The 14,105-nt window shown below is 56.7% G+C and carries 10 protein-coding genes; all 10 read left to right on the top strand.

Annotated features, from left to right (window positions below):
* The first annotated feature begins 231 nt into the window (after positions 1–231).
* Entirely contained in the window at positions 232–2,406 is a 2,175-nt protein-coding gene (locus tag LY622_RS22665; RefSeq protein ID WP_234290999.1) for a polysaccharide biosynthesis tyrosine autokinase, read from the top strand.
* 163 nt (positions 2,407–2,569) lie between these two features.
* Positions 2,570–3,742, top strand: coding sequence for an exopolysaccharide biosynthesis polyprenyl glycosylphosphotransferase (locus LY622_RS11245; protein ID WP_234290998.1), 1,173 nt, complete (start codon positions 2,570–2,572; stop codon positions 3,740–3,742).
* 36 nt (positions 3,743–3,778) lie between these two features.
* Positions 3,779–5,590 (top strand): ABC transporter ATP-binding protein, encoded by a 1,812-nt coding sequence (locus LY622_RS11240; protein WP_234290997.1) that lies wholly within the window; start codon positions 3,779–3,781, stop codon positions 5,588–5,590.
* Between the two features lie 305 nt (positions 5,591–5,895).
* A complete protein-coding gene (locus LY622_RS11235) occupies positions 5,896–7,011 on the top strand; it encodes a glycosyltransferase family 4 protein (protein WP_234290996.1) in 1,116 nt (371 codons plus the stop codon).
* A gap of 97 nt (positions 7,012–7,108) precedes the next feature.
* The gene (locus LY622_RS11230) at positions 7,109–8,194 is read left to right on the top strand and encodes a glycosyltransferase (RefSeq protein ID WP_234290995.1); all 1,086 of its coding nucleotides are present in this window, start codon (positions 7,109–7,111) and stop codon (positions 8,192–8,194) included.
* Positions 8,195–8,419: 225 nt separating this feature from the next.
* A complete protein-coding gene (locus LY622_RS11225; protein WP_234290994.1) occupies positions 8,420–9,193 on the top strand; it encodes a hypothetical protein in 774 nt (257 codons plus the stop codon).
* An 80-nt stretch (positions 9,194–9,273) separates the two neighbouring features.
* A complete protein-coding gene (locus LY622_RS11220) occupies positions 9,274–10,533 on the top strand; it encodes a glycosyltransferase (RefSeq protein ID WP_234290993.1) in 1,260 nt (419 codons plus the stop codon).
* Positions 10,530–11,213 carry a haloacid dehalogenase-like hydrolase gene (locus LY622_RS11215; RefSeq protein WP_234290992.1) on the top strand — a complete coding sequence of 228 codons (684 nt, stop codon included), beginning with the start codon at positions 10,530–10,532 and terminating at the stop codon, positions 11,211–11,213. The genes LY622_RS11220 and LY622_RS11215 overlap by 4 nt, the downstream gene beginning before the upstream one ends.
* Positions 11,210–11,983, top strand: a complete 774-nt coding sequence (locus tag LY622_RS11210) for a hypothetical protein (protein ID WP_234290991.1) — start codon at positions 11,210–11,212, stop codon at positions 11,981–11,983. Before LY622_RS11215 ends, LY622_RS11210 begins: the two co-directional genes overlap by 4 nt.
* 4 nt (positions 11,984–11,987) lie before the next feature.
* Entirely contained in the window at positions 11,988–14,066 is a 2,079-nt protein-coding gene (asnB, locus tag LY622_RS11205) for an asparagine synthase (glutamine-hydrolyzing) (RefSeq protein WP_500796436.1), read from the top strand.
* Positions 14,067–14,105 lie beyond the last annotated feature (39 nt).

Below are 14,105 nucleotides of genomic sequence, written 5' to 3'. Positions count from 1 at the left end.
AAATGATGCAGGCTATAAGATAAAAGGGATCAGGTTAGTCGATTGATTAAATCAAAGGCAATTTTTTATCAACCCTTTTCAGGAAATATTCCATGCTAATAATGCCGGCCTTCATTGGCCAGAATCAACTAGCCTTTGTTACACAATGACAACTAATAACGGCCTCAGGGATACGCTAGTTACCTTGGGGCGGTAGCGTGGCCTGACGTGTCCCACCATGAAGGACGCCCCGTGACAGATAAGTTCTCATCGTCATCATCCCCCGTGCCGGATATCGATATTGGCCACTTCGTTGGGTGGCTGGTCGATCATAAATGGCTGATTATTTGGGTGGTGTTTCTATTTGGCATTGGTGGGTATCTGTATACCGGCTCGCAGCCCCGCATCTACAGTGCCGATTCGCTCGTCCAGGTGGAAAGCGCGAATGGCTCGTTGATCAACCTGCCTGGTATGCCGGGGCAGGTGGGCATCGAGAAGAACCGAACCCTGACCGAGATCGGCATCCTGAAATCGAGAATGGTGCTGGGTGAGGCCGTCGATCGTCAAAACCTGACCATCCGGGTCTCACCCAGGCGCTTGCCCTTCCTCGGTGACTTTCTGGTCAATAAGGGCGTGTCCGTGCCGTCCTTCATGCGTGACCAGCCCTATGTATGGGCCAATGAATTTGCTGAGGTGTCGCGCTTCGAGGTGCCCGATGGGGCGGATTCAGGGCCCTATATCATCCAATCGATAGGCGATGGGGGGTACGTCTTGCGGCAGGGGGAACGTGTTCTGTTGACCGGCGAGGCCGGCCAGACGGTGCACAGCGATGATGGTTATCGGTTGTTCGTGCAGCGCATCGAGGCGCATCCAGGCGCCGAGTTCCTGCTCTATCGGAGCACCCACTTGAGTGCGATCAACGCGCTAAAGTCGCGCTTGAGCAGCGACCAGGCGAAAGGCGAGTGGCTGGTCAATCTTCGCCTGACCGGTCAGGACAAGGTGCAGATCGAGGACACGCTCAACACCATCATGCAGGTCTTCCTGGCTCAGAATATCGAACGTCAATCCGCCGAGGCCGACCGCCAGCTGGAGTTCCTCGAGGAGCAGCTTCCCCAGGTTGGTGATCAGCTCGCTGCGTCCGAAACTAACTTGAACAATTATCGCGCCCAGCGCGATTCCGTCGACCTGGACTTCCAGACCGAAACCATGCTGAAAAGACTGGTAGCGTTTGAGAACCAGCTGGCAGATATTGAGTTCCAGCGAGCCGAGCTAGGGCAACGGTTCACCAGTAGCCACCCCACCTACCGGGCGCTGCTGGAAAAGAAACAGCAACTGGAGGTAAACAAGGCAGAGCTGGAAGAGCGCATCATGGACCTCCCTGAGACCCAGCAGGAGATTCTTCGGCTGGAGCGGTCGGCGCGCGTCAATCAGGAGATCTATGTCCAGCTGCTCAACAAGCAGCAGGAAATGCGTCTGGTCCAGGCGGGTACCGTTGGCAATGTCAGGATCCTCGACCGTGCTGTCGTCCAACCTTCGCCTATCGAGCCGCGTTCGAGTCGGAACATGATAGTGAGCCTGATCACGGGCCTGCTCGTTGCCATTGCCATTGTCATGGCCCGTTACCTGCTCAATCGGGGTATCGAGACACCCCGGCAGCTAGAGGAGCTGGGCCTTCCCGTCTATGCCACCGTCCCTCTCTCCGGGGAGCAAACCAAGCTCTCCAGAAGCTCCAAGGCCCACCGCTTCACGCGCGCAGGCCTGTCTGACCTGCTGGCGCTGCGAAGCCCGTCTGACCTCTCCATCGAGGCACTGCGAAGTCTGCGTACCAGTCTGCATTTCGCCATGCTCGAGGCAGGTGATAATCGGCTGATGCTGACGAGCTCCTCGCCGGCGGTCGGCAAAAGCTTCATCAGTGTCAACCTGGCTGCGGTCTGTGCCCAGGCTGGCCAGAAAGTGCTGGTTATCGACGGCGACATGCGTAAAGGGCATGTACACCATGTCTTTCATGGCGACAGCGAAGGCGGGCTTTCCGAGCTGCTTGATGGAAAGTTGACCTTGACAGACGCGATCCGCAGCACCGCGGTGAACGGGCTGGAATACATCGCCCGTGGCCAGACTCCGTCTAATCCGTCCGAGTTGCTAATGCAGCCCAGCTTTTCCCAGTTGATGGTGGACCTTTCGTCCCGCTACGACCTGGTGGTCATCGACACACCGCCAGTCCTCGCGGTGACCGATGCCGCCATCATTGGAAAGCACGTCGGCACGAGCCTGCTCGTGGCACGTTTCGGCATGACCCCGCCGGGTGAGATACAGGCCACGGTGGAGAAACTAGAGACCAGCGGCCTCTTCCTTAAAGGTGCCATCCTCAATGCGATGCGCCGAAAGGCATCCACTAAATACAGTTATTATGCATACGCTTATAAATAAAAAATAATACAAGAAACCGGTTGATTGCCACCAGCCGATGGATAATGTCATGACAACTGTTAGCACCGTCTACCCGAGTCAAGGGCGGCAATCACATCTTGTCAGAAGGCTGCTTCTTAATGGTAAGTTGCAGCTGTGGCTAGGCTTGGTTTTCGCTGTTCTGATGCCTACACTGGTTAGCCAGGGCGGCAGCTTTTGGCTCACTGCCGACCAGGCCCAGTGGCTCACCTTTCTGCTCACGGCGCTAGCCTACTGGTGGTCGATCACGACCGTGCAGCGAATGGGGCGACTACCCGGAGCCTGTGCCTATCTACTGAGTATTCCGGCCACCTCCGTTTGCTTCGCGATACCCTACTTGGTGGTGCTCATCTCAGAAAGCGAGGTGCTTAATGAGCTCTATCTCGTCGGTTACCTACTCACGATGCTATACGGTACCGTCGGCTACTGGATCGAACGGCATTTCAAGGTGATCAAGCTCGCCGTGGTGCCCTTCGGCAAGGCGCCTAGCCTTTGCCATAACCACGGCGTCGACTGGCACAGCCTGGGCACCCCGGCACTGGGCAATGTCGGCGTGGATGGCGTGGTTGCCGACTTGTACGACGATCTACCGTCGGAGTGGGAGCGCTTCCTGGCCGACTGTACGCTTCGCCGTATTCCCGTGTACCACGCAACCACTACCTACGAGTGGTTGACCGGCAGAGTGCAGCTTGGTCATCTCTACGAGAATCGCTATGGCAGCCTGCATCCGGATGAGGGCTACGAGGTGCTCAAGCGCTGCCTGGACCTGTCCACCGTTGTGATAACCCTTCCTGTGACCCTGCCACTGATGGCTATCACCGCACTCGCCATTCGCCTGGAGAGCGAGGGACCGGTTCTCTTCACTCAGCAGCGCATGGGCTTTCAGTGTCGGCCTTTTACCGTCTACAAGTTCCGCAGCATGTTCATCGGTCAGCAGGGAATCGGCTATACCGTGGATAGCGATGATCCGCGCATCACCCGCGTGGGCAAGGTGATCCGTAAGTATCGAGTGGATGAGTTGCCCCAGCTATTCAATGTGCTTAAGGGAGACATGAGCCTGATCGGCCCACGTCCGGAATCCATGGACTTGGCCAATTGGTATCAGAAGGACGTTCCGTTCTTTCATTATCGCCACGTGGTGCGACCCGGCATTTCCGGCTGGGCCCAGGTGGAGCAGGGGTACGCCGCCGAGGTTGACGGCATGAACTGCAAGCTGGAATACGACTTCTACTACATCAAGAACATTTCGTTCTGGCTCGACCTGCTGATCGTGATGCGCACAATCCGTACCGTGCTTACCGGTTTCGGCAGTCGTTAGGCCCTCGGCCCTCAGCCCTTGCCCCTCGGCCCTGATATGCTCTTCCAACTCAAAGAACTCTATTCCCTGCTTACCGCCGAGCAACGCAAGAAGCTCCTGCGCCTGCAGTTCCTGGTGGTACTGATGTCCCTCGCCGAGATCGCCGGCGTGGTCTCCATCGGTCCCTTCATGGCCTTGGTGGGCGACATGAACCAGCTGAAGGGCGAGGGGATGATGGCCGAGCTCTATCGCGCCAGCGGCTTCGAGGAGCCCCACGGCTTCCTGTTCTGGATGGGGATCGGCGTGCTGGTTGTGCTCACGAGTTCGGCGCTGCTCTCGATGTACACCATCTGGCGCCTTTCCATGTATGGCGCGCGAGTGGGCGCCGAGCTCAGCAGTCGGCTCTACCGGCATTACATGCACCAAACCTGGCTGTTTCACGCCGGTGGCAGCAGCAGCCAACTGACTAACCAGATCGCTCAGGAGTGCCAACGCATCACCTCTAAGATTATCAACCCGCTGATGCAGATGAACGCCAAGCTGGTGCTGGCGGTATTCATGTCGGTGGTGATCTTTCTCTACAACCCGGTGGTGGCATTGGCGGGGCTGGCGATCTTCTTCATTGCCTATGTGCTGTTGTTTCGCACCGTGCGGCGGCGACTGATTCGTAACGGCAAGACTATTTCCCAGGCCCAGCGGCTGCGCTTCAAGCTGATGTCCGAAGGCTTCGGTGGCATCAAGGATGCCCTGCTGCTCGGCCGCCAGCAGATGTTCACCGACCGTTTCGATGGCGCGAGTGGGCGTTTCGCCGAGGCACAGGGCACCACCCAGGCATTGAGCCAGGCGCCACGGTACGCCATGGAACTGGTGGCTTTCGGCAGCGTGATCTTCCTGATTCTCTACCTGCTGGCCGCCCACCAGGGGAATCTCGGCACCATCCTTCCGGTGCTCTCCGTCTACGCCTTGGCGGGCTTCAAGCTGTTGCCGGCCTTTCAGCAGGTCTATACCAGCATCTCGCAGATCCGCGGCAACCTGGCGGCCTTCGACGCCTTACGGGACGACCTGCGCGCCAGTGCCAGGGTGCAACACACGCCACGGAGTCACCAGGCGCCTGATGCGCAGGAAGACAGCTGGGTGCCGTGTCATGCCATTCGTCTCGAGAATGTAACCTTCACCTATCCTGGCAAGCTGGAGCCAGCGCTGAGGGGGGTGGATCTGGAGATTTCGGTCAACCAGATGGTCGGCCTGGTGGGAGCCTCCGGCTCCGGCAAGTCAACCGCCATTGACCTGTTGATGGGGCTGGTCGAACCGGGGCAGGGGCGGCTGCTGGTCGATGACCAGCCGGTAACATCCGCCAACCGGCGTGCCTGGCAGAACACCTTGGGCTTCGTGCCACAGTCGATCTTCCTGGCGGACAGCAGCATCCGCGAGAATATCGGCTTCGGCTTGCCGCCTGATGTCATTGATGATGAGAAGGTACGCCATGCCGCGAGCCTCGCACACCTGGATGAGTTCCTGGGCGAGCTGCCCGATGGCCTGGAAACTCGAGTAGGGGAGCGGGGGGTACAGCTCTCCGGCGGTCAGCGCCAACGAATCGGCATTGCCCGGGCCCTCTATCACGATGCGGAGGTGCTGATTATGGACGAAGCCACCAGCGCCCTGGATGGCATCTCCGAGAAGCTGATCATGGATTCCATACAAAAGTTTTTGGGGAAAAAGACAATTATCATTATCGCCCATAGGCTGGCGACTGTAGAGAAATGCAATATCATCTATATGTTTAGAAAAGGATGTGTGGTAGATCGAGGGAGTTATCGTGAGTTAATGAACAAAAATCAAACTTTCAAGTTGATGGCTGCCCGAGCTTGATGGTCTTGATTTTAAGTCATGCTAATTCCTTGGCTTTAATTGATGTTTTTTTTGTCAGTGTGGGGATTGGTTGCTTAAGAAGAATGATTTATTTCAAGCTCTTCGTGAGCTAGAAAATAGTTTTTGCACTTGGAGCTTGAGGTCGTCCTTGAATGCGGCTAGAAAATAGAACTAATGGGCAGTGGGGTGATGGTCGAAGAAGCCAAACTTTTGTTTGTGAGGTTGTACGGTTATAAACTTTAAATTAAGAGAAGCTCCTGGTGGTTTATTTTATTTGAAGAAAATGTCTCCCAAAAAGGTAAGCAATGATTATTCGCTTGTTAGCAGTTCTTCCATTCTTTCCGGCGCCTGGCAGTATAGGCAATACTGGTGGAACAATCAGTAACCTAAACATGCTTCGCGTGCTTGCCCGGGAGTACTCAGTTACAGTTATATCGTTTGATGGTACTGCGCAAGTGACAGATTTTTCTAATGAGCCATTTCGAGTTGTTATACGGCCTGCGCCGGCGTGGCGGGTACCTCAACTGATTCGACATTGGCTTGACTTTGTTCGAAAAGAGGTCAACGCAGCTATTGAACATGAAGACGCTCCCGATGCCATTATGGCAACTACCTCGACCCTCGCCGCATTTGACGTTTGCCCGTCCGCTACTGCCCGCATTGCTATTGTGCGAGCATATGAAAACTTTGGCCTGCTGTGTCCTTGGGTGCCGGTGCGCCAAAGGATAAACCTTGGCAAACAGGCGACCGTACGTCGGTTTCAAGATCGGCGACTCATGCGTAGGTCCGACGCGGTTCTCACTAATAGCAACTTTATGCGGTCTGCAATCTCGTCACGCTTTCGAATGGATCAACATAAAATATATGTCTTGAAGCAGGCATGTGATGTAGTCCCTTCGGTCGTCTCAACTCCTCGATCGACTGTTGGGTTTGTCACCCGCGGACCCGAGAAGGGCCTCTCTTTTGTGTTAAAGCTTGCGCTCAGGTCACCTGATCTTCGTTATCTTATCTACGGCCAGAGCAGAGATTTACCCGACACACTTCCCGAAAATGTTGCATGGCATGGCTGGTCGTCCGACCGGGATGCTATGTTTTCTTCTGCTGCGTTATGGTTAGTGCCATCACTTTGGGCTGAACCTTTCGGTCGTGTCTCGATAGAAGCGCAAGGCGCAGATCGTGCGGTATTGGTAGCTTCCACTGGAGGGCTGCCGGAAACCGCATTTGATCCACGTTACCGGATTGAGGGCTTCGACGAGGAGGAGTGGTTAACCCGTATGCGCTCACTCCTGGTAATTCCCAACGACAAGTTGGAGTTAAACGGCAAGCTCATTCGCTCCTTATTTTCGTCTCAAGAGCATGATGCCAAGGTGCTTGATGCCGTGAATCACGTCTTGGGCGAAAAGGAAAAGCACAGCAGGTAATTGATCGTGTCTGGCTGTACCAAGGAGGCGAGAGACTACCCTCCGGCTTTGAGGGTGGGCACTTCTAATTAACAGGCTCGTGAGGTATAAAAACCGAGTGAAAATTTCCATTCTCGTTCCTGATCTGCGTGGTGGCGGTGCCGAACGGGTCAATATCGATCTTGCTCATGAGTTTTTCCGGGCGGGTCATGACGTGGAATTCGTGCTGTTGCAAGCGAGAGGGGAGCTACTGGCCGAGGCAGAAGCTCTCTTTTCAGTGCATGATCTCGCCTGCGAACGTATCCGCTATTCGCCGCTGGCCCTGGCACGCTATCTCAGACGTCACCGCCCCGACGCGCTGATTGCCGCCATGTGGCCGATGACTGTTCTCGCGCCCTTGGCGGCTCGGTTTTCCGGCCACGCGTGCGCCGTTCTGATCTCGGAGCACAATACGCTCTCCGAGCAATACAGAGGCTGGGGAAGGGTGCATAGGGGGATTCTGCGATTGAGCACTGCCTGTGGGTATCGCCTTGCAAAAGCACGTGTGGCGGTTTCTGAAGGCGTTTCCTGTGATATCGCTCTCTTGTCGGGAATCAATAAAAATCGATTCAGTGTGATCCATAACCCGGTGCCCCAAAGGCCTGTTCCGAATCTGGAGAAAATATCAGAGGCTGAGTCATTATGGGGCGTGCCCCGCGGCGGTAGAATCTTGTCGGTCGGAAGTCTCAAGGCCCAAAAGAATCATGATCTTCTTGTGCGCTCGTTTGCTCAGCTTGAAAGACCCGGAAGTCGGCTGATGTTGGTAGGTCAGGGAGGCGAAGAAGTAAGACTTCAAAAGCTTTCGCGAGAGCTAGGCATTCACGATCAGGTGATTTTTGCCGGCTTTCATCGTGATCCTACGCCTTTCTATCATACCGCTGACCTCTTTGTGGTTTCGTCCAACTATGAGGGATTCGGTAATGTTATCGTCGAGGCGTTGTCTTGTGGCACCCCCATTGTGTCAACGAATTGCCCCTCCGGTCCAGCCGAGATCCTGGAAAATGGGAAGTATGGCTCCCTCGTGCCGGTGGGTGATGGTGCAGCACTGGCTGACGCCATGACAGCATCACTCAAACGAGATCATTCGCGTAAGCGACTGAGCGCCAGGGCAAGTTACTTTTCTCCCTCCGTGGCCGCAGACAAGTATCTCAAGTTGTTGGGATGAAAATGAGAGGCATAATGTATACTTAGGAAAGACTTGAGAGTCGTGGCTCACGCCCCTGTTCGTGGAATTTATAGGTCCAGGGTGAAGTGGAATAAGTCTCGTTATAGTGAACGCTGCAATCTGTAACAAGCTCTCTGCTAGGGAGCTGAGTACGTGATTCATTATAAATATTCGTTCGGCTATTTGCCTCCCTTTGGTTTATGAAGGTCGGATGGAGTTGTTTATATGTACTTTGATGGGTTTTTGTGCGCAAGCCTCTCTAGCGAAATTGAGCGTAGATTAATGTTCTCTTCTTCCTTTAAGGATCCTGCTCAATATAGATTTGTAGAAAGTGTCGATGGTCGAGACTGGACGGTTGAGGACGCCGATAAGCATGTTTCAGAAGAATTTAAGTTACTGCGGAAAAAAGAAAGGGATAGAGGTAAGAGTTGGGTCAATGAAGCTGCTGTTGCTTGCGCGATAACGCATCGCGACAAGTTGCTGAAGGAAGCGGCGGAGAGGGAGTGTTTTCTTTGCGAGGATGATATCGTTCTTGATGGTTCATTTATAAGTTATTGGCAATGTGAAATGATAAGATCAAGGCTTTCAGAACTCAATGGTTTGGTGTTGGGTTGTTATAGTTCGCATAATATTATAGCAGTAAGGGAAAAGCCTTTGTTGACATTTGGGAAGTTTGGAGTTTACGAAGTGCTAGGTTGTAAGGTTTACAGTGGGGCATGTTACTTTTTGCCTCCACCGCTCGCTGAAAGTGTAATTTTTCTTCAGGCTCCTGTTAAATACACTGCTGATCAGTGGGATGCCATTAGTAAAAGTATAGGTTTTCCAATATTTTTAATTCACCCCGCGCCTGCAAGTTTTGTGGCTTTTTCTTCAAATATAGGCTATGGAAATTTTAGCGTGTCTTCAAACTCTCTGTTTTGGCGTTCAATAAGAAAAATAAATAGGAAAGTAAATTCTAATCATTTCATGAATAAAGTTACATTTAAGTCTGATGGGTAAATTCTTGCGTTCAGTCATAATATGAAGTTACTGGAGTCGTGTTTGTTCTTGATTGTCATGACGAATAATCTGGTCTTTTTATGCGAAATATTCCTTTTAATCGCCGACTTAACCAGTCTGCCCTATTCATTACCTATGATGGTTTGCTAGACCCGCTGGGTGGTAGTCAGATTTTGCCTTACCTATTCTGTATCGCGGATCATCCACGCCAGTTGCATATCGTGAGCTTTGAGAAGCCCGGTCGTTTTGAACGCGGAGAAAGTGCCCTGCGGCGGGAGCTGGATACACGGGGAATCGGGTGGACGCCGCTCACCTTTACGTCGCGCATGGGGAAACTGGGAAAAATGTGGGATCTGCTCCGAATGTATGCCACGGCACTCAGGTTGCAGCGGCGCTACCGCTTTGGTATCGCTCACTGCCGCAGCTATCCGGCCATGCAGGTTGGCTGTTTCCTTCGTCGTTTCACGGGCGTCAAGACGATATTCGACATGCGCGGATTGTGGGTCGATGACAGGGTGGAGGGAAATCTCTGGCCGCAAGACCGCTGGTTCTATCGGCGGCTCTATCGCTATTACAAGCGGCTGGAAAGACGGTTTCTGGAGTGTGCGGATGCAGTAGTCGTGCTCACCGAGCGAGTGGTCCCCGAATTAGGACGCCTGGCGCCTGGCATGCATGCCCCCGTTGCGGTGATTCCTTGTTGTGCGGATTTCGACCATTTTTCAGGGGTCTCGACATCGGACAGACTGGCAACACGCGCCGATATTGGCATCGACAAGGGCGCACTGGTCATTTCCTATCTCGGGTCGCTGGGGACCGTCTACTTGCTTGACGATATGTTCCGGCTGTTCGAGACCGTGGCCCGGCAGCGCGACGACGCCCATTTGCTACTGATCACCCAGGACTGGTCATCCGAGCATGATGCGCGCCTGGCTGAGTCGAACCTGGCCGACCTACGACATCGTATCCATATCAGGTCTGCTCGTCGCGACGAGGTCCCGGGGTTGCTTGGCACTTCGGATCTCATGCTGAGCTTTCGACGCGCCACCTATTCTCAGATGGCCTGCTCACCCACAAAGCTGGCCGAGGCGTTTGCCCTGGGCATTCCTGCGATCAGCAATGCCGGAGTGGGCGATATCGATGCGATTACCCTGGCACTGGACGCGGGTGTGGTGATCGATCTGAACGATCCGTCTGCCTTCGAGCGCATCGCCGGGGATCTCGACGGGATTCTTGCCAAGGGAGGCGAGCGGTTGCGACTGAGGGCGCAGGAATGTCTGGGGCTGGAAAGGGCGAGGATGTCCTATCACCAAGTCTATACGCAGATCGAGGCCTTGTCATGATGGGGTGGCCTGCTCCCGAACTCTATGTGGTGGATGTTTGCGGCACCCTAGTCTTCGATGACACCACGCTCGGTCTTCTGCGCCACCACTTTGCCAGGGATGCCGCGCGGCCGCTGCGCGCCAAGCTCTTCAATGCTGTGAGTTCCCGCCGTCGCCTGCTGTGGTGGGGCTTCGCGGTGGCAGAGAAGTTGACTGGGCAACATCTCTTGAAGCGTTTTGTCGTACGCCTGTTGGCCGGGGAGCGGTGCGAGGCGCTCGACGAGAGTGCCCGCGAGTATGCGAGCAAATTGTTGGCTGAACGGCGGATAGGGTCCGTATGGCATGTGTTGGAAGAACCGTTCGCGACAGGGCGTGTCGTGCTGGCCTCAGCCAGCCTGGATCCGGTAGTAGCGGCCTTGGCCTCCTTGACCGGTGCTCGGTATGTGGCTAGCACGCTGGAGCAGCGTGACGGCATCCTCTCGGGGCGCTACGAGACGGATCTGACAGGCCAAAAGCCGCAGGCGCTGGCCGCGAAGTATGGCAAGTCTCTCCTGGGAGGACCGCTTGGCGTGATGACAGACAATGCTTCGGATAGGGCTCTCGTCGAGATGGCCTCGGTGGCTTATATCGTCATTCACCATGCATCACACCGTGAACGCTGGCAGGGGCTCGGGGTGCACTTCATCGAGATCAACGCATGAACTTTGTCTACCTCCTCCCTTTTAGCTATTTCCTGGACACCCGTCTCCGGGAGGGCAGCCTTAGCTTCCACGTGATCTTCGAGTGGCTGGCTGCGATGGTGCTCGTGGTCGCGGTTGGTGCGGTGGAGCCGCGGCAGGCCCTGGCTATGGCGGGTCTTGCTTACCTGGCGTTCATCAGCCTGTACGAGATCGGCTACCTGGTGAACGATTTGTATGCGGCTCCACGGGAGGCGGAGGGGCGCAAGCGCGGGCCGCAGGGAGCAAGGCTCGGGTGGGGGCTGGCGTGGACGGGCAGTCGCCTGCTCGTATTCGTGCTGATCACGGCATGGCTGGACATGCTGGCGGTACCGGCGTGGTGGTCGTTTCACCTGGCCCTGTGTCTCACCTTTGCCCTGCACAATGCACTGCAAGACAAGGAGCTCAAGGCCGCGACCTTCCTGTGGCTGGCATGGTTGCGGTTCATGGCACCGGTGATGTTCGTGGTGGAGGACACCCAGCGGCTCGGCATCGGGTTGGCGGCGGCTGTGTCCTATGTCGTCTTTCGCCTGCTGGGCTACCTGGACAGCAAGGACCTTCTGCGTATGCCTGGCAGACAACGTGCCACGTTCCGGTTGTTCTTTTTCTTGATGCCCCTCATCGGCCTGCTGGTCCTGTGGCCCTATCCAGGCGCCGAAGGGTTCCTTGTTCTGACGGGCTACTTTGCCGTGGCGGCGGCGGCAGGCACTCTGGCAGGACCGGCCCTGGCGCGCGTCTCGCGTTTGGGGGGCTAGCGCCATGTGTGGTTGCACAGGCTTACTGACAGGGGGATCGCCTGCGCTGGCTAAGCTGAAAGGCGAGGTCATGGCAATGGCGGGTACCCTCCAGCACCGTGGCCCCGATGATGTGGGCATCTGGGTCGATCGTGGCGCCAGCGTGGCGCTGGGACACCGTCGGCTCTCCATCCTGGATCTCTCGCCGGCTGGCCATCAACCCATGCACTCGGCCTGCAAGCGCTATGTGATCGCCTTCAATGGTGAGATTTATAATCATCAGGCAATCAGGGATGAGCTTCGAGGGGAGAGCAGGTTCGAGGGTCGAGGAATCGACAAACACGAGGGCCGCGGCACTTGGGGTGAAGAACCGACTGCAGTGGGCATCCAGTGGAAAGGCCATTCGGATACCGAGACCCTACTGGCGGCGTTTGCGTTGTGGGGCGTCGAGCAGACGCTCAAGCGTTGCGTCGGAATGTTCGCCATTGCACTGTGGGATCGACGGTACCGCATCTTGACCCTGGCACGGGATCGCTTCGGCGAAAAACCGCTCTACTATGGTTTTGCTCGAGGCACACTCGGTGGCAATGCGGGTAAGGTCCACGGTACCGGGCCGCTGCTGTTCGGCTCCGAACTCAAGGCCCTGATGGCGCACCCCGCGTGGCAGGGTACCCTGGCCACCGATGCCTTGGAGGGATATCTGCGCTTCGGTTGTGTGGGCGGTGGGAGCAGCATCTTCCAGGGGGTGGTCAAGTTGCCTCCGGGGTGCCTACTGCAGGTATCGGTTGGCGATGTGCAGGCCGGTGAGCTGCCTGCCCCGCGGCACTGGTGGTCAGCGGAGCGAGCTGCTTATGCAGCCATGCAGGTAGGGCGCATCGAGCATCCCGAGGCCGCCGTTTCTGCGGTAGCACAGGCGCTAGGCCAATCGGTACGCCACCGTATGCTGGCCGATGTCCCGCTAGGGGCATTCCTGTCCGGCGGTATCGACAGCTCGCTGGTCGTGGCGCTGATGCAGCAACAGACAAGCCGGCCGGTGTGCACCTTCTCGGTGGGCTTCGATGATGCCCGCTACGACGAAACCACCCATGCCGAGGCAGTGGCGGCTCACCTGGGCACCGAACACATGACGCTGCAAGCTACCTCCCGAATGGCGGTTGAGCTGGTGCCTCACCTGTCCGAGCTCTTCGATGAACCGTTCGCCGACTCTTCTCAGTTGCCCACCGCGCTGGTTGCTCGGCTGACCCGCGAGCACGTCACGGTGGCGCTCTCCGGCGATGCCGGCGATGAACTGTTCGGCGGCTATAACCGCCACCTCTGGGTGCCGAGGATCTGGCACCAGTTGGAGCGGCTGCCGCTGCCGGCTCGGCGGGCCCTGGCGGTGACGCTCAGGGCGATTCCCTCGCATCACTACGATCAGTTGATGCGACTGGGGGGCCGGTTGCTGCCGAGCCAACTGCGCTTGCGCACCTTCGGCGAGAAGTTGCACAAGCTGGCTGCAGTGCTGGCCAGCCCCGGGGAGAGGGCACTGTTTGCCGGGGTGGCCGCGATGAACCGCCAGCCCGCTGCGCTGTTGGCCGGTCAAGGGCCATGCAGAGCGCCGGAATCCCTTTTCCCGGCACTCCAGAATTTCACCGGCGTGGAGTGGATGCTGCTGATGGATACACTCCATTACATGGTCGACGACGTGCTGGTTAAGGTGGACCGCGCCAGCATGGCCAGTAGCCTGGAAGTGCGGGTGCCGTTCCTCGACCCTGAGGTATTCCACACCGCCTGGCGCATTCCCGCCGAAATCAAGTTGCGCGACGGCCAGGGCAAGTGGGTGCTGCGCCAGCTGCTCTACCGCCATGTGCCTCATGAGCTGATCGAACGCCCCAAGATGGGCTTCGCCGTGCCGCTGGATGCCTGGCTGCGGGGCCCGCTGCGGGAATGGGCGGAGGACCTGCTCTCCACCGCCAGCCTTGCCGAGCTGCCCAGGCTGGATGGCCGCCAGGTTCGCAAGTTGTGGCAGGCCCACCTGAAAGGGCAGGGGCACCATGCCCAGCAGCTCTGGGCAGTACTGCAGTTACTGGCCTGGCAGCGGCAGTGGAAGCCTAGGCTGCCCTGATCCGTGACGCTGAGCACCGTATCCGCAGCGCCTCTCACT

The sequence above is a fragment of the Halomonas alkalisoli genome, from assembly GCF_021412585.1.
Lineage (GTDB): Bacteria > Pseudomonadota > Gammaproteobacteria > Pseudomonadales > Halomonadaceae > Halomonas > Halomonas alkalisoli.
This window is presented reverse-complemented; position numbering and strand designations above follow the sequence as displayed.